General features: G+C 65.9%; 12 protein-coding genes, 2 rRNA genes and 1 pseudogene. 12 read left to right on the plus strand and 3 right to left on the minus strand.

The window, feature by feature from the left end:
* The first annotated feature begins 70 nt into the window (after nt 1-70).
* The 11 genes and pseudogenes from OHA11_RS26650 to OHA11_RS26700 form a co-directional block, all read left to right on the plus strand.
* Nucleotides 71-3193 (plus strand): 23S ribosomal RNA (locus OHA11_RS26650).
* A gap of 88 nt (nt 3194-3281) precedes the next feature.
* Nucleotides 3282-3398: ribosomal RNA gene (gene rrf, locus OHA11_RS26655) — 5S ribosomal RNA — on the plus strand.
* A gap of 62 nt (nt 3399-3460) precedes the next feature.
* Nucleotides 3461-4108 carry an HAD family phosphatase gene (locus OHA11_RS26660; RefSeq protein ID WP_266500520.1) on the plus strand — a complete coding sequence of 216 codons (648 nt, stop codon included), beginning with the start codon at nt 3461-3463 and terminating at the stop codon, nt 4106-4108.
* A gap of 118 nt (nt 4109-4226) precedes the next feature.
* Nucleotides 4227-5453: an MFS transporter gene (locus OHA11_RS26665; protein WP_266500523.1), complete on the plus strand. Its 1227-nt coding sequence runs from the start codon at nt 4227-4229 to the stop codon at nt 5451-5453.
* On the plus strand, nt 5404-6576 hold the full coding sequence (locus OHA11_RS26670; protein ID WP_266500526.1) for an acetoin utilization protein AcuC: 1173 nt from the start codon (nt 5404-5406) through the stop codon (nt 6574-6576). Before OHA11_RS26665 ends, OHA11_RS26670 begins: the two co-directional genes overlap by 50 nt.
* Before the next feature lie 250 nt (nt 6577-6826).
* Nucleotides 6827-7642, plus strand: coding sequence for a phosphatase (locus OHA11_RS26675; protein ID WP_266500529.1), 816 nt, complete (start codon nt 6827-6829; stop codon nt 7640-7642).
* A 129-nt stretch (nt 7643-7771) separates the two neighbouring features.
* Complete coding sequence (locus tag OHA11_RS26680) at nt 7772-7981, plus strand: helix-turn-helix domain-containing protein (protein ID WP_093781815.1); 210 nt, start codon at nt 7772-7774, stop codon at nt 7979-7981.
* Between the two features lie 164 nt (nt 7982-8145).
* A complete protein-coding gene (locus tag OHA11_RS26685; protein WP_003948845.1) occupies nt 8146-8244 on the plus strand; it encodes an AURKAIP1/COX24 domain-containing protein in 99 nt (32 codons plus the stop codon).
* A 361-nt stretch (nt 8245-8605) separates the two neighbouring features.
* A complete protein-coding gene (locus tag OHA11_RS26690) occupies nt 8606-9667 on the plus strand; it encodes an NAD-dependent epimerase/dehydratase family protein (protein ID WP_266500532.1) in 1062 nt (353 codons plus the stop codon).
* A 14-nt stretch (nt 9668-9681) separates the two neighbouring features.
* On the plus strand, nt 9682-10731 hold the full coding sequence (locus OHA11_RS26695) for a lysophospholipid acyltransferase family protein (RefSeq protein ID WP_266500535.1): 1050 nt from the start codon (nt 9682-9684) through the stop codon (nt 10729-10731).
* 111 nt (nt 10732-10842) lie between these two features.
* A pseudogene (locus tag OHA11_RS26700) lies at nt 10843-10938 on the plus strand (glycerol acyltransferase); the annotation flags it as partial.
* 94 nt (nt 10939-11032) lie between these two features.
* Here OHA11_RS26700 and OHA11_RS26705 read toward each other — a convergent pair.
* The 3 genes from OHA11_RS26705 to OHA11_RS26715 form a co-directional block, all read right to left on the minus strand.
* Complete coding sequence (locus OHA11_RS26705; RefSeq protein WP_266500538.1) at nt 11033-12262, minus strand: DUF5667 domain-containing protein; 1230 nt, start codon at nt 12260-12262, stop codon at nt 11033-11035.
* A 288-nt stretch (nt 12263-12550) separates the two neighbouring features.
* On the minus strand, nt 12551-13327 hold the full coding sequence (locus tag OHA11_RS26710) for an ECF subfamily RNA polymerase sigma factor, BldN family (RefSeq protein WP_266500541.1): 777 nt from the start codon (nt 13325-13327) through the stop codon (nt 12551-12553).
* A gap of 407 nt (nt 13328-13734) precedes the next feature.
* The gene (locus OHA11_RS26715; protein WP_266500543.1) at nt 13735-14673 is read right to left on the minus strand and encodes an HAD family phosphatase; all 939 of its coding nucleotides are present in this window, start codon (nt 14671-14673) and stop codon (nt 13735-13737) included.
* A gap of 158 nt (nt 14674-14831) precedes the next feature.
* Here OHA11_RS26715 and OHA11_RS26720 point away from each other — a divergent pair, with 158 nt between their 5' ends.
* Entirely contained in the window at nt 14832-15149 is a 318-nt protein-coding gene (locus tag OHA11_RS26720; RefSeq protein WP_266500545.1) for a glutaredoxin family protein, read from the plus strand.
* Nucleotides 15150-15304: the final 155 nt, after the last annotated feature.

Raw genomic sequence — 15304 nt, forward strand, 5'->3', positions numbered from 1 at the left:
CGCCCGTGAGGGTGGGGTGGTGGGTGGTTGGTCGTTGTTTGAGAACTGCACAGTGGACGCGAGCATCTGTGGCCAAGTTTTTAAGGGCGCACGGTGGATGCCTTGGTACCAGGAACCGATGAAGGACGTGGGAGGCCACGATAGTCCCCGGGGAGTCGTCAACCAGGCTTTGATCCGGGGGTTTCCGAATGGGGAAACCCGGCAGTCGTCATGGGCTGTCACCCACATCTGAACACATAGGGTGTGTGGAGGGAACGCGGGGAAGTGAAACATCTCAGTACCCGCAGGAAGAGAAAACAACCGTGATTCCGGGAGTAGTGGCGAGCGAAACCGGATGAGGCCAAACCGTATACGTGTGAGACCCGGCAGGGGTTGCGTATGCGGGGTTGTGGGATCTCTCTTCTGTCGTCTGCCGGCGACAGGACGAGTCAGAAACCGTTGATGTAGGCGAAGGACATGCGAAAGGTCCGGCGTAGAGGGTAAGACCCCCGTAGTCGAAACATCAACGGCTCGTTTGAGAGACACCCAAGTAGCACGGGGCCCGAGAAATCCCGTGTGAATCTGGCGGGACCACCCGCTAAGCCTAAATATTCCCTGGTGACCGATAGCGGATAGTACCGTGAGGGAATGGTGAAAAGTACCGCGGGAGCGGAGTGAAATAGTACCTGAAACCGTGTGCCTACAAGCCGTGGGAGCGTCGCGCAAGGAACTTGTTCCTTGCGTCGTGACTGCGTGCCTTTTGAAGAATGAGCCTGCGAGTTTGCGGTGTGTTGCGAGGTTAACCCGTGTGGGGAAGCCGTAGCGAAAGCGAGTCCGAACAGGGCGGTTTAGTAGCGCGCTCAAGACCCGAAGCGGAGTGATCTAGCCATGGGCAGGTTGAAGCGGCTGTAAGAGGTCGTGGAGGACCGAACCCACCAGGGTTGAAAACCTGGGGGATGACCTGTGGTTAGGGGTGAAAGGCCAATCAAACTCCGTGATAGCTGGTTCTCCCCGAAATGCATTTAGGTGCAGCGTCGTGTGTTTCTTGCCGGAGGTAGAGCACTGGATAGGCGATGGGCCCTACCGGGTTACTGACCTTAGCCAAACTCCGAATGCCGGTAAGTGAGAGCGCGGCAGTGAGACTGTGGGGGATAAGCTCCATGGTCGAGAGGGAAACAGCCCAGAGCATCGACTAAGGCCCCTAAGCGTACGCTAAGTGGGAAAGGATGTGGAGTCGCAGAGACAACCAGGAGGTTGGCTTAGAAGCAGCCACCCTTGAAAGAGTGCGTAATAGCTCACTGGTCTAGTGATTCCGCGCCGACAATGTAGCGGGGCTCAAGCGTACCGCCGAAGTCGTGTCAATCCAGCATGAGGGCCAACGCCCGCTGGGTTGGGTAGGGGAGCGTCGTGTGCCGGGTGAAGCCGCAGCGGAAGCTAGTGGTGGACGGTTCACGAGTGAGAATGCAGGCATGAGTAGCGATACACACGTGAGAAACGTGTGCGCCGATTGACTAAGGGTTCCTGGGTCAAGCTGATCTGCCCAGGGTAAGTCGGGACCTAAGGCGAGGCCGACAGGCGTAGTCGATGGATAACCGGTTGATATTCCGGTACCCGCTGTGAAGCGTCAAACATCGAACCTTCTGATGCTAAGACCGTGAAGCCGTTCCGGACCCTTCGGGGAAAGGAAAGTGGTGGAGCCGTCGGCCCAAGGTGGTAGTAGGTGAGTGATGGGGTGACGCAGGAAGGTAGTCCAGCCCGGGCGGTGGTTGTCCCGGGGTAAGGGTGTAGGCCGTGTGGCAGGTAAATCCGTCACACATTGAGGCTGAGACCTGATGCCGAGCCGATTGTGGTGAAGTGGATGATCCTATGCTGTCGAGAAAAGCCTCTAGCGAGTTTCATGGCGGCCCGTACCCTAAACCGACTCAGGTGGTCAGGTAGAGAATACCGAGGCGTTCGGGTGAACTATGGTTAAGGAACTCGGCAAAATGCCCCCGTAACTTCGGGAGAAGGGGGGCCATCACTGGTGATAGCACTTGCTGCTTGAGCTGGGGGTGGCCGCAGAGACCAGCGAGAAGCGACTGTTTACTAAAAACACAGGTCCGTGCGAAGCCGTAAGGCGATGTATACGGACTGACGCCTGCCCGGTGCTGGAACGTTAAGGGGACCGGTTAGTCACATTTCGGTGTGGCGAAGCTGAGAACTTAAGCGCCAGTAAACGGCGGTGGTAACTATAACCATCCTAAGGTAGCGAAATTCCTTGTCGGGTAAGTTCCGACCTGCACGAATGGCGTAACGACTTCTCGACTGTCTCAACCATAGGCCCGGTGAAATTGCACTACGAGTAAAGATGCTCGTTTCGCGCAGCAGGACGGAAAGACCCCGGGACCTTTACTACAGTTTGATATTGGTGTTCGGTTCGGCTTGTGTAGGATAGCTGGGAGACTGTGAAGCGGGCACGCCAGTGTCTGTGGAGTCGTCGTTGAAATACCAGTCTGGTCGTGCTGGATGTCTAACCTGGGTCCGTGATCCGGATCAGGGACAGTGTCTGATGGGTAGTTTAACTGGGGCGGTTGCCTCCCAAAGGGTAACGGAGGCGCCCAAAGGTTCCCTCAGCCTGGTTGGTAATCAGGTGTTGAGTGTAAGTGCACAAGGGAGCTTGACTGTGAGACCGACGGGTCGAGCAGGGACGAAAGTCGGGACTAGTGATCCGGCGGTGGCTTGTGGAAGCGCCGTCGCTCAACGGATAAAAGGTACCCCGGGGATAACAGGCTGATCTTCCCCAAGAGTCCATATCGACGGGATGGTTTGGCACCTCGATGTCGGCTCGTCGCATCCTGGGGCTGGAGTCGGTCCCAAGGGTTGGGCTGTTCGCCCATTAAAGCGGTACGCGAGCTGGGTTTAGAACGTCGTGAGACAGTTCGGTCCCTATCCGCTGTGCGCGTAGGAGTCTTGAGAAGGGCTGTCCCTAGTACGAGAGGACCGGGACGGACGAACCTCTGGTGTGCCAGTTGTCCTGCCAAGGGCATGGCTGGTTGGCTACGTTCGGGAGGGATAACCGCTGAAAGCATCTAAGCGGGAAGCCTGCTTCGAGATGAGGGCTCCCACCCACTTGATGGGTTAAGGCTCCCAGTAGACGACTGGGTTGATAGGCCGGATGTGGAAGCCTCGTAAGGGGTGAAGCTGACCGGTACTAATAGGCCGAGGGCTTGTCCTCAGTTGCTCGCGTCCACTGTGTTGGTTCTGAAACCACGAACAACCGTTGTAGCCATGGTCACGGCTCCGGTTTGTCAGTTTCATAGTGTTTCGGTGGTCATAGCGTGAGGGAAACGCCCGGTTACATTCCGAACCCGGAAGCTAAGCCTTACAGCGCCGATGGTACTGCAGGGGGGACCCTGTGGGAGAGTAGGACGCCGCCGAACGAATATTGCAGAAAGCCCCCGCACTTCGGTGCGGGGGCTTTCTTGCGTTTAGGGTCTTTGCTATGCGCTATGACCTGGTGATCTTCGACAACGACGGCGTCCTCGTGGACAGCGAGCCCATTTCCAACACGCTGCTGGCCGCCTATCTCACCGAGTTGGGGCACCCCACCTCGTACGAGGACTCCCTGCGCGACTACATGGGCGCCGCCATGCACCGCGTACACGATCTGGTCGAGGAGCGGACCGGGGAGCGGTTGCCGGTGGACTTTGACGATGTCCTTCATGCGCGGGTGTTCGCCGCCTTCGAGCGGGAGTTGGAGCCGGTGGCCGGGGTCGCGGAGGTGCTGGAGAAGCTGGCCGCGGACGGAGTTCCGTACTGTGTGGCGTCGTCCGGGAGTCATGAGCGGATCCGGGTGGGGCATCGGAAGACCGGTCTTGACCGGTGGTTCGACGACGGGCGGATCTTCAGTTCGCAGGATGTGGGGCGGGGGAAGCCCGCGCCGGATCTGTTCCTTCACGCGGCTGAGCGCATGGGGGTGCCGCCGGAGAAGTGCCTTGTCGTCGAGGACAGTCCGCTCGGGGTGCGGGCGGCCGTCGCGGCCGGGATGGATGTGTACGGGTTTACGGCGATGACGCCGGCGGAACGGTTGGCCGGGGCGGACCGGCTCTTCGGAGATATGGGAGAGTTGATCGACCTGCTCCAGGGCTGAACCCGTCGACTTCATGGCACTCATGGCCGCTTGGTTGATCTTGTTGTGTCAGAGTTGAATAAAATTCATCTTTGAACGGTCTACCCACGAGTAAGTCTGAGCCCTACGCTGAGCCGCCATGACAGATGTGCTGCGGCGTGGCCGGGCTTCGTTGGCATTCAGTTTCTTCGCCCAGGGCGTCGCCTTCGCGCTGCTCGTGACACGAATACCGGCGATTCAGGACCGGTACGGGGTATCCGACGCGTTGCTGCCCGCCTTCCTGGCCGCCGTGCCGACCCTCGCCGGCGTCGGCAGCGTCTGCACCGAGCAGTTGGTGAAGCGGGTGCCGCCCAGCCACGTACTGCGGTGGTCTCAGCCGGTCGTGGTGCTCTCCCTGCTCGGGGTGGCGGCCGGCGACGGGCTGTGGGAACTCGGGCTGTCGCTGGCCGCCTTCGGGCTGGCCGTCGGGGCGCTCGACGCGTCCATGAACATGCTCGGCGTGAGCCTCCAGCACACCTACGGGCGCAGCATCATGCTCGGGTTCCACGCCGCGTACAGCCTGGGCGGAATCATCGGGGCGTCGCTCGCCTGGGTGGGGGCGCACTGGGACCTCGCGCTGTTCGTGTCGTATCTGCCCGTCGCGGTGGTGCTGTTGCCCGCCGCGTTCCTGGGGAGCCGGTGGTACGTCGACGGTGGTGGCCCCGGGGCCGAGGAGAAGGAGACGGCCGAGGGGAAAGGGCAGGGCGGGGGCGTCGGGTTCAAGTTGCTGCTGCCGTTGTGTCTGGTGATGGCCGTCGCGTACATCGGGGATTCGACCGTCTCCAACTGGAGCGCCAAGTATCTGCAGGATGTGCTCGGCAGTTCGGAGCAGATGGCGACCGTTCCGTACAACGTCTATATGGTCACCACGCTGCTCGGGCGGACCGTCGGGGACTTCGGGGTGCGGCGGTTCGGGGCCGTGGCGGTGGTGCGGGCCGGCGCGGTGATCGCGGCGGTCGGGTTCGCGGTGGTCGCGGGGGCGCCGGGGGCCTGGGTCGGGATGCTCGGCTTCACGTTGCTGGGGTTCGGGTTGTGCGTGATCGTGCCGCAGACCTTCGCGGCGGCCGGGAGGCTGTTCCCCGGGGCCGCGGACACTGCCATCGCTCGACTGAATATCTTCAACTATGTGGGGTTCTTGATCGGTTCGCCCCTGGTGGGGGCTCTGGGCGATGCGTGGAGCTATCGGGGGGCGATGCTCGTACCGATGGTGCTTGTGCTCGTGACCCTGGTGTACGCCAAGTCGTTCGCTCCTGAACCTTCCCGATACGGTGACGGGCATGAGCGGCCGCGCACAGCTGATGTGGGACGAGGCAGTAACGGGATATGACTTCGGCCCGGACCATCCGATGGATCCGGTCCGGTTGACGCTGACCCGGCGCCTGGTCGATGCCTTCGGGCTCGACCGGGAGGCGGAGGTCGTCGCGGCCAAGGCCGCCGGGGACTCGACCCTGCGGCTTGTGCACCGGGAGGACTACATCGAGGCGGTCAAGGCCGCCTCCGTGGATCCGAGGGCCGCGGACGGGGCGTACGGGCTGGGGACCATGGACGATCCAGCCTTCGCCGGGATGCACGAGGTGTCCGCGCTGATCGCCGGGCAGTCGGTGGCTGCCGCCGAGGCCGTCTGGCGGGGCGAGGCGCTGCACGCGGTGAACTTCGCGGGCGGGCTGCATCATGCGATGCCTGGCGGTGCGTCGGGGTTCTGCATCTACAACGATGCTTCCTTGGCCATCGCCCGGTTGCTGGAGCTCGGGGCCGAGCGGGTCGTGTACGTGGATGTGGACGTGCATCATGGGGATGGGGTGCAGGCCGCGTTCTGGGAGGATCCGCGGGTTCTGACCGTGTCGTTGCACGAGCATCCGCGGACGCTGTTTCCGCAGACGGGGTGGCCCGAGGAGACCGGGGCCGGGTCGGCGGAGGGGTCCGCCGTGAACGTCGCTCTGCCGGCGGGGACCGGGGACGCGGGGTGGCTGCGGGCCTTTCACGCCGTGGTGCCGGAGTTGGTCGCGGACTTTCGGCCGCAGGTGCTGGTGACTCAGCACGGGGCCGATACGCACTTCGAGGATCCGCTCGCTCATCTTGCGGTGTCGTTGGATGCGCAGCGGGCTGTGCAGGTGGCCTGTCATGAGTTGGCGCATGAGTACGCCGAGGGGCGGTGGGTCGCTCTCGGTGGGGGTGGGTACGCCGTGGTGGATGTCGTGCCTCGGTCCTGGACGCATCTGGTGGCCATTGTTGCGGGGCGGGAGATCGCGCCCGAGGCGGAGATTCCTGAGAGTTGGCGGCAGGAGGTCTTTGCTCGTACGCGGCAGTTGGGGCCTGCGCGGATGACTGATGGGCGGTGGCCTGTGGAGTGGCGGGGGTGGGAGTCGGGGTATGACCCCGCCGACCGTCTTGACCAGGCTGTGCTGGCTGCGCGGCGGGCTGTGTTTCCGTTGCGGGGGTTGTTGGCGTAGGGCTCCGCCGGGGTGGGGTGGGGTTTTTCTCGCCCCCGCCGCCCTTACCCGTTCCCATCCCTTCTGGGGGCTCCGCCCCCAGGCCCCTGTATCGCGCTGAACGCGCTCGTCCTCAAACGCCGGACGGGCTGGTAGTCGGCCCCTCCCGCGTCTGAAGAGCGGGGCGGCCGCCATCGATCCGTTACGCCAACTGTGCGGCGTTTCCCCTGTTTTGAGGGTGCAGGGTCGGTATGTGCGTCAGCATCGGGGCGTGTTGAGTACCGGAGCGTTGCGGGCGCATCTGCTGGCGGCGAGGTTGGCCGGGACCGTGGCCACCTCGCGGGAGGCGAGTCTCAGGAGCTATCGGCTGTTCGCCGCACGGGATCCGCGGGTGACGATCGGGCTTGACCCCGAATGGGCATGGGACCAACCGGATCTGATCGCTTTGATGGCGGACAAGTGTGGAGTTTCCGCCGATCCACGACATACGTCCGGACTCGATGTGATCGATCCCGAGCGCACGCTGGCGGCCCTTGACGCCTTCGCCGCCCGGCTTGCGGAAGCCGCGCGGAACCGTTCCCCGGTGCTGCTCGGCACCGGACATCCGCACCGACTGATCGGTTTCTACGCCGCCTTGGCGGACGCTCTGTCGGCGGCGGGGTGTACCGTCCTCACCCCTGCGCATGGTGACTCTGTCGACATAACGACCCGGTTCGGTCTACGCACGTACAACCTTGACTACGTACGAGGAGTCGCGCTGGTACGCGAACCAGGGGCGTGGGCCGCCGGTCGTGAGACCGGCGCACACACGCACTCCCCCCTCCCGGTTCGCACCGCTCTGGCCGCCGCGGCGGAGGCCGGCGGGCCCCTCCCCGAGCTCGTGGTGGGAGACCACGGCTGGGTCTGCGGGGCAGGTCAGCTGGGGTTCGAGGCCATCGGCCTGGGGGACACCGACGATCCCGCGCTGTTCGTCGGAGAGGCAGAGGGGCGGGTGTCCGTCGCCGTTCCACTTGATGACGCTGTGCGGTCTGATTACTACCGACCGCTTACTCGCTATGTACTCAATCGAGCGTGTCTGTCACAGTAGGCCGCCGATGGCCCCTCCTCTTCCCCACTCGCATCACACGCCCCTACTCTGGGGAGTGAGCACGCAACGACGAAGTGTCACCGGAAGGGGAAGCCGGTGACCGTCGAGTGCGGAAGGTTCAGGTGTGTCATGGCTGCTGGCGAGAGGCCTCTGAACGAGGTTCAGTTCCTTACCGTGGCGGAAGTCGCCTCGGTGATGCGAGTGTCGAAGATGACCGTGTACCGCTTGGTGCACAGCGGTCATCTGCCCGCGATCCGGGTCGGGAGGTCATTCCGCGTCCCGGAGCAAGCGGTTCACGAGTACCTTCGCGAGTCATACGTGGGGGTGGAGACAGCCTGACGGCGTTCCGGGGAGGTCCCGGGGCGGCTCCATGGCGTCCCCGGGATTTCACCCGGAACTCCTCGATTACGACCTCGGCGCTCAGACGGGTAGGCTGGCCCCTCATAAGTCGTGTGGGCCCATGCAGCCCAGCAACGAGTAAAGAGAAGTGAGCGAGGGTAGTCGTGGGCTCTGTTATCAAGAAGCGGCGCAAGCGGATGGCCAAGAAGAAGCACCGCAAGCTGCTCAAGCGCACTCGCGTTCAGCGTCGCAACAAGAAGTAAGTCGCGACGGACAGTGGTCATCCGCCACAAGCAGGGCAGACGGCGGGCGACGACGCTGTGACAGTGCGCTCTGTGGCCCCCCACCGGTCGGTGGGGGGCCATAGTCGTACCCGGCGGTCGAAGTCCGTGTTCCGCCGCGGCGGTCGGCCCGGCGAACGCCGTGCGTGTGTCTGTGCGTACGTCTGGTGCGGCGAATGGCTTGGTCTGATCGTACGTCCGGAGGTGCCGTCACTTCGTGCATCGGGCGGTCATCACAGCGCAACACCGACCCGCTAACGTGGCCGTCACGGGGAACACGGCAGAGTACGAACGGCACAGTACGAGCAGGATGTCGTCGACGGCTGGAAGGAAGGCGCTGATCTTGGGGAAGGTCGTGCTCGTGACCGGAGTGGCCCGCCAGCTGGGGGGCCGGTTCGTACGACGGATCCAGCGTGACCCCGAGGTGGACCGGGTGGTCGCCGTGGACGCGGTCCCGCCGGAGCATCACCTGGGCGGTGCCGATTTCGTGCGGGCCGACATAAGGCAGCCCGCCATCGCCAGGGTGCTGGCCGAGCACTCCGTGGACACCGTGGTGCACCTGGACGTGACGGCCACCCCGCTGGGCGGCGGCAGCCGGACCACGGTCAAGGAGACCAACGTCATCGGCACCATGCAGTTGTTGGGTGCCTGCCAGAAGTCGCCGACGGTCAAGCGGCTCGTCGTGAAGTCCAGTACCAACGTGTACGGGTCGGCCCCGCGCGATCCGGCCGTCTTCACCGAGACGACCCCGCCCAAGTCGCTGCCCAGCGGCGGCTTCGCGAAGGACACGGTGGAGGTCGAGGGGTATGTGCGCGGGTTCGCTCGGCGGCGGCCCGACGTCGCCGTGTGCGTGCTGCGGTTCGCGAACATCCTCGGGCCGAGCGCTGACTCGCCGCTCGCCTCGTACTTCTCGCTGCCCGTGCTGCCGACCGTGCTCGGCTACGACCCGCGGCTGCAGTTCGTGCACGAGGACGACGTGATCGAGGTGCTGCGGATCGCCTCGCACGAGCCGGAGCGCGGCACGCTCAACAGCGGTACGTTCAACATCGCCGGCGACGGTGTTCTGCTGCTCTCGCAGTGCGCGCGGCGGCTCGGCCGGCCCACGGTTCCCGTGCTGATGCCCGCGGTGAGCTGGCTGGGCTCGACGCTGCGTACGCTGGGGATGACGGACTTCTCGCCCGAGCAGCTGCGGCTGCTCACCCACGGCCGGGTCGTGGCCACCCGGCAGATGCGCGAGACGCTCGGCTACCGTCCCAAGTACACGACCGCGGAGACCTTCGCGGACTTCGCACGCAGCCGAGGGCCTGGACTCCTGCCCCCCGAGGCCCTTGCGGGGGCCGTCGACCGGATCGCCGCACTGCCCGTACTGGGCGGCGGCCACCTCCCGACGCAGAGCGCCAACTGAGGAGCGCATCAACGATGGCGGATGCCAAGGTCATTCCGTTCGACGACGACCGGTCCCGCGGGGGTGCCGTGCAGCGGTCGCCGCGGCGCCGGAGCGCGGGGAGCAGGCGCAAGGGCGAGCCCGTGGTGGTTCGTGAGGTCCAGCCCCTGCCCGCACGAACGATTCAGCAGGATGATGTTCCCGTGACGCGTGAGGAACCGGCTGCTGTGGAGAAGCCGCAGGAGAATGGCTGGGACCGGCGCATCGCCGGCGGTCTGGCCTTTCTGCGGCGGCGCCTGACAGGTGAGTACGAGGTCGACGACTTCGGGTACGACGAGGACCTCACCGACCAGGTGCTGATGTCCATGCTCCGGCCCGTCTATGAGAAGTACTTCCGCGTCGAGGTGAAGGGCATCGAGAACATCCCGGCGGAGGGCGGGGCGCTGATCGTCGCCAACCACTCCGGGACGATTCCGCTGGACGGCCTGATGATGCAGGTCGCCGTCCACGACAACCACCCCGACGGCCGTCATCTCCGGCTCCTCGCGGCCGACCTGGTCTTCATGCTGCCGGTGGTCAACGAGCTGGCCCGCAAGGCCGGTCACACCCTCGCCTGCGCGGAGGACGCCGAACGGCTCCTGGAGCGCGGCGAACTGGTGGGCGTGATGCCGGAGGGCTTCAAGGGCATCGGCAAGCCGTTCAGCGAGCGCTACAAGCTCCAGCGCTTCGGCCGTGGCGGCTTCGTGTCGACGGCCCTGCGTCAGGGCACTCCGATCATCCCGTGCTCCATCGTGGGCGCGGAGGAGATCTACCCGATGATCGGCAACTCCAAGACGCTGGCCCGGCTCCTCGGTTTCCCGTACTTCCCGATCACGCCGACGTTCCCGTGGCTGGGCCCGCTCGGTGGGATCCCGCTCCCCACGAAATGGACGATCCAGTTCGGCGAGCCGATCCCGACGAACGGCTATCCGCCGGAGGCGGCGGAGGACCCCATGCTGATGTTCAACCTCACGGACCAGGTGAGAGAGCAGATCCAGCACACGTTGTACAAGCTATTGGTGCAGCGGCGGTCGGTGTTCTTCTGAGGGCTCGTTCCGCGACGGGGAATTACTCGGGTGCGCTGTGCCGACGGACGGAGTCCGGCGCAGCCGTCCGAAGCCTGCGAAGCAGTGCGAGGGCGGCGGTGTAGATGGGTCCCCATGCTGATGTTCAACCTCACGGACCAGGTGAGGGAACAGATCCAGCACACGCTCTACAAGCTGCTGGTGCAGCGGCGGTCGGTGTTCTTCTAAGACGCCTGGTCACGTCGTTTTCCAAGACGCCCGGGTACGTCGGTGGGGGCGCCCCTTGTGGAAAGGGGCGCCCCCACCGACGTACCCGTAGAACCTAGTTCGTGTCCTCGCTGTCGATGCCCAGGCCCGGGAGCAGGCCCGGGAGGAGGGGCGGCAGAGTCACGTCCGGCTCCGCCGGCAGGGTCTCCTTGCCGGACGGGGAGGCGCTGATGTCGCCCTGGGGCGGTTCCAGGAGGCCGCCCGTGTTGCCGCCGAGCAGGCCGTCGTCCTGGGACTTGGAGCTGGACGGCTTGGGGTTGCCGCCGCTGGAACCGGTGCCGTCGGACGAGTTGCCGCCGGTCGAGCTGGGGGCGGCCGGGCGGTCCGTACGGGACGAGTCCGTGGAGTCCGAGCTCGCGCCGCGGTGGCGGCCGGTGCCCTCCGGGGTGGGCGGCTGCGGGAGCAGCGAGCGCAGCGGCTCGACCTCTTCGTCTATGGCGTCGAAGACCGAGCTGACCTGGCGGCTGACGTCGCCGAGCTGCACGGGCAGCCGGTCGCGCAGGGTGCCCCACGCCTCGCGGTGCGACTGGGAGAAGGCGGAGAGGGTCTGGATCGGGCCCAGGGAGTCCGGGTCCCGCTCATAGGCCTCGTGCAGCAGGCGGTGGCCCTCGGAGGCGTCGTGCTGCATGCCGGACAGCGCACGCCGGATCTCGCCCAGGGACTCGTGGTCGAGGGGCCCCGAACGGCCGCGCTCCATCAGGCGGCGCGCCTCGCTCAGCCGGGTGGAGGCCTGGTCGAGGTAGAGCCCGCCGCGGTCGCCCTCGCCGTCGGCCATGCCCAGCTTGAGGTCCTCCATGCCACGCTTGAGCCCGTAGAGCGAGTCACCTGGCAGGGCGTCGGAACTGGCAGCGGCGACACCGCTGAAGGCTCCGGCGGCCACACCGACGGTGAGTCCGCCCGCGGCAAGCCCCTTCGACAACCGGGACCGCGGTCGCAACTTCCCCAGCCCGGTCGCCCGGTGCGCGCCCCGGCCCCGGGGAGATCGCTGCTCGGGCACCGAAGGGTCCGCCGCCCCGCCTCCCGCAGCCGTGCCCTCCAGGAGCATGGCCTCCATCGCGGCCACCAGCTGGGCCCGCTGGACGACCTTGACCTCGGGGTCCAGCTCAGGTTTGGGCAGTTCGCCGAGGCCGGTCGCCAGGGACAGCATCCGGCTCTGCTCGGGCCGGTCCGCGGTGGCCGGAGCGGGTCCTTCGGACTGCTCGGCCGCCGTGCCCCGGTCGGGCTGATCTTCCAGGGCCTGGGCGAAGGCGTTCGCCCGCCGGTGCGCCGATACGTTCGCGATCACTGGCGGCACCTCCTCTCGTCATCACGGTCGACTCCCCAGGGGGTCCTGAGGGTTGCACACCCTGACCGCAAACCACTCGATCGAGTGATCGAAGACGGTCAGAGTGTGACCACAGGGAGCCTGTATCCCGCACAACGAGCGGCTCGGCACTTGGGTTACGGACGACGGATGATCGGACCGCGAAGTCAACGGACTTTCACGGACGGTGAGTTGGGCATCGCTGAGCGTATGGAGCCATACGGAGTCGTACGGAGAAGGGGCGGGGCGGGGCCCGCCGTGTACGGGGTCTCAGCGGGCGTCTTCCGGGAGGAGCCGGGCCAGTGTGCGCACCGCTCGGTACTGGAGGGTCTTGATCGCACCCTCGTTCTTGCCCATCACGCGGGCGGTCTCGGCGACCGAGAGGCCCTGGAGGAAGCGCAGGGTCACGCACTCCTGCTGCTGGGGGTTGAGACGGCGAACGGCGTCCAGCAGCGCCGCGTTCGAGAGGGACTCCAGGACGGAGTCCTCGGGGGAGCGCTCGACCTCGTTGGCGTCGAGCATCTCGCCGGTGGTCACTTCGAGCCGGAAGCGGCTCGACTTGAAGTGGTCCGCGACGAGGTTGCGGGCGATGGTGACGAGCCAGGCGCCGAAGTCACGGCCCTGCCAGGTGAACGTGCCGATGCGGCGCAGGGCGCGCAGGAACGTCTCGCTTGTGAGGTCTTCCGCGGTCGCCTTCCCGCCGACGCGGTAATAGATGTAGCGGTACACGGTGTCGCTGTACTGGTCGTAGAGCCGGCCGAAGGCCTCGGCCTCACCGGCCTGTGCGCGCTCCACGAGGTCCATCATCCGGGCGCTGTCACTGTCTGCGGCCGGGCGGCGTGCGGTGGTGGCCGACGCGCTCGAACGTCCTCGTCTGCCCACCGTCGCGCTGCCGTCGGCCAGTGCGTAGCACGGGCCGACGGGCGCGACGGAGACAGCGAGGGCGGGGACGGCGTACGCGGTGGGGACGAAGCCGCGCAAGCGGTCGAGGACCGTTGCGCGCAGCGTAGCCAGGCCCGAGGCGTCAACCCCGACGTGTGGGTACACGGGACTCCCAGAGGCAGAGCTTCCATCACGTGCAGTACCGGACCGTTCACCCGTCGTAGCGAAGAGCGGGGTCCGTTATGCGTCTGAGGAGAATAACGCTTCGTACAGGCAGTGCTACACCCAGTTGCTCAAATCATCGATTACGTCGCTTCTGTTACCGAATGACGCCTGATCAAGTGCCGGACGGTGACCGGTTGTTGATCGGATCAGTCCGTGTTCCGTCTGGGTCCGGGGCGTGTTGTGGCCGGGTGCCGTTAACGGGACTGGCGAGGGCGCTGCGCGGGTAAGACAGCACGATTGCCCGCATGTCGGCGCGCGGGGACCCTGCTCAGCGGGGTGTTCGAAGCGTGTGGGTGACTCTGTCGCGGGTGGCGGTTTCGCGGTTGACCGTGTCGTGGTTGACGGTGTCAGCGACGACGGCGGTGCAGGGCGATCGCGGCGGCCGTGCCGCCCGCGACCGCGCCGACGCCGGCCGCCGCCGGGATGCCGACCTTCGCCGCCTTGCGGCCCGTGCGGTAGTCGCGCAGCCGCCAGTCGAGGGTGCGGGCGTGCTTGCGGAGCTTGCTGTCCGGGTTGATCGCGTACGGGTGTCCGACGAGCGAGAGCATCGGGATGTCGTTGTGGGAGTCGCTGTACGCGGCGCAGCGGCCGAGGTCCAGGCCCTCCGCCGCGGCCAGGGCGCGTACCGCCTCCGCCTTCGCCGGGCCGTGCAGCGGTTCGCCGACGAGCTTGCCGGTGTAGACGCCGTCGACCGACTCGGCGACCGTGCCGAGCGCGCCGGTCAGGCCCAGGCGGCGGGCGATCACCGTGGCGATCTCGACCGGGGCGGCCGTGACGAGCCATACCTTCTGGCCCGCGTCGAGGTGGGCCTCGGCGAGTGCGCGGGTGCCGGGCCAGATGCGCTCGGCCATGTACTCGTCGTAGATCTCCTCGCCGATCGACATCAGCTCGGCGACACGGTGGCCCTTGACGATGGACAGCGCCGAGTCGCGGGCGTCCTGCATGTGCTCGGGGTCCTCGACGCCGGCCAGCCGGAACCAGGCCTGCTGCCAGGCGAACCGGTAGAGGTCGCGGGCCTCGAAGAACTTGCGCTTGTAGAGGCCGCGGCCGAAGTGGAAGATCGCGGCGCCCTGCATCACGGTGTTGTCGAGGTCGAAGAACGCGGCGGCCTTGTCGTCACCGACCACCGGGAACTCCGGCTCGGTGCCTTCGGGCGCGGGTTCGGGCGCGAGCTCCTCCAGTTCCTGGGAGGACTTGCGCGCTGCCTCAGCCGAGGCCTCGCCTGCCAACACACTCCGCGCGGTCGCGGAGCGCCTACGAGGGGTGAGCCATCCAAGAGCGGCCATGGCGTGAGCATAGCCAGTTTGTTCGGTGGTTCAGGAGTCGGGAGGTTTGAACGCTGTGAACTCTCCGCGACCGTGTCGTTAAAGAACTCATAGGGCGGGACGGTGCCGTGCCGTGCTGTGCCGGTCCGCGGGGACCGCGGTTGGTCCGGCGCGGGAGAATGGTTCGTATGAGTCCCCTTTTCCGGCGCACCGGCCGCCGTACGCAGAACACGGAGAACACGGAGAACACGGCGGCGCGGGAGCGGCTGGTCACGCTGATCGGGAAGCCCGACTGTCATTTGTGCGAAGACGCACAGGAAGTCGTGGAGAAGGTCTGTGGTGATCTCGGTGTCCCGTGGGAGAAGAAGGACATCACCCAGGACGAGGAACTGCACCGCGAGTACTGGGAGCAGATCCCTGTGGTGCTGGTGGACGGGGCCCAGCACACGTTCTGGCGGGTGGACGAGGAGCGGCTGCGCAGGGCGCTCGGGGCGTAGCCAATGGGGCGGAGTAATGGAACCGTGGCCTGACCGAGACGTCCGAGGAGGCCGGAAAGTCACTTAGGATCGAGGGCGGTTCGGACTCGGGGGCGGGGATCGTAGAGGAGCGTGTGCGGTTTTGCCCCCAAGAAGTGAGGAACGGCAGCGCGTGT

This window comes from Streptomyces sp. NBC_00878 (assembly GCF_026341515.1).
GTDB lineage: Bacteria > Actinomycetota > Actinomycetes > Streptomycetales > Streptomycetaceae > Streptomyces.

Coding starts and splice junctions, on each gene's coding strand:
- OHA11_RS26660 (WP_266500520.1), top strand. CDS start 3,461: ATGCGCTATGACCTGGTGATCTTCGACAACGACGGCGTCCTCGTGGAC.
- OHA11_RS26665 (WP_266500523.1), top strand. CDS start 4,227: ATGACAGATGTGCTGCGGCGTGGCCGGGCTTCGTTGGCATTCAGTTTC.
- OHA11_RS26670 (WP_266500526.1), top strand. CDS start 5,404: ATGAGCGGCCGCGCACAGCTGATGTGGGACGAGGCAGTAACGGGATAT.
- OHA11_RS26680 (WP_093781815.1), top strand. CDS start 7,772: ATGGCTGCTGGCGAGAGGCCTCTGAACGAGGTTCAGTTCCTTACCGTG.
- OHA11_RS26695 (WP_266500535.1), top strand. CDS start 9,682: ATGGCGGATGCCAAGGTCATTCCGTTCGACGACGACCGGTCCCGCGGG.
- OHA11_RS26715 (WP_266500543.1), bottom strand. CDS start 14,673: ATGGCCGCTCTTGGATGGCTCACCCCTCGTAGGCGCTCCGCGACCGCG.
- OHA11_RS26720 (WP_266500545.1), top strand. CDS start 14,832: ATGGTTCGTATGAGTCCCCTTTTCCGGCGCACCGGCCGCCGTACGCAG.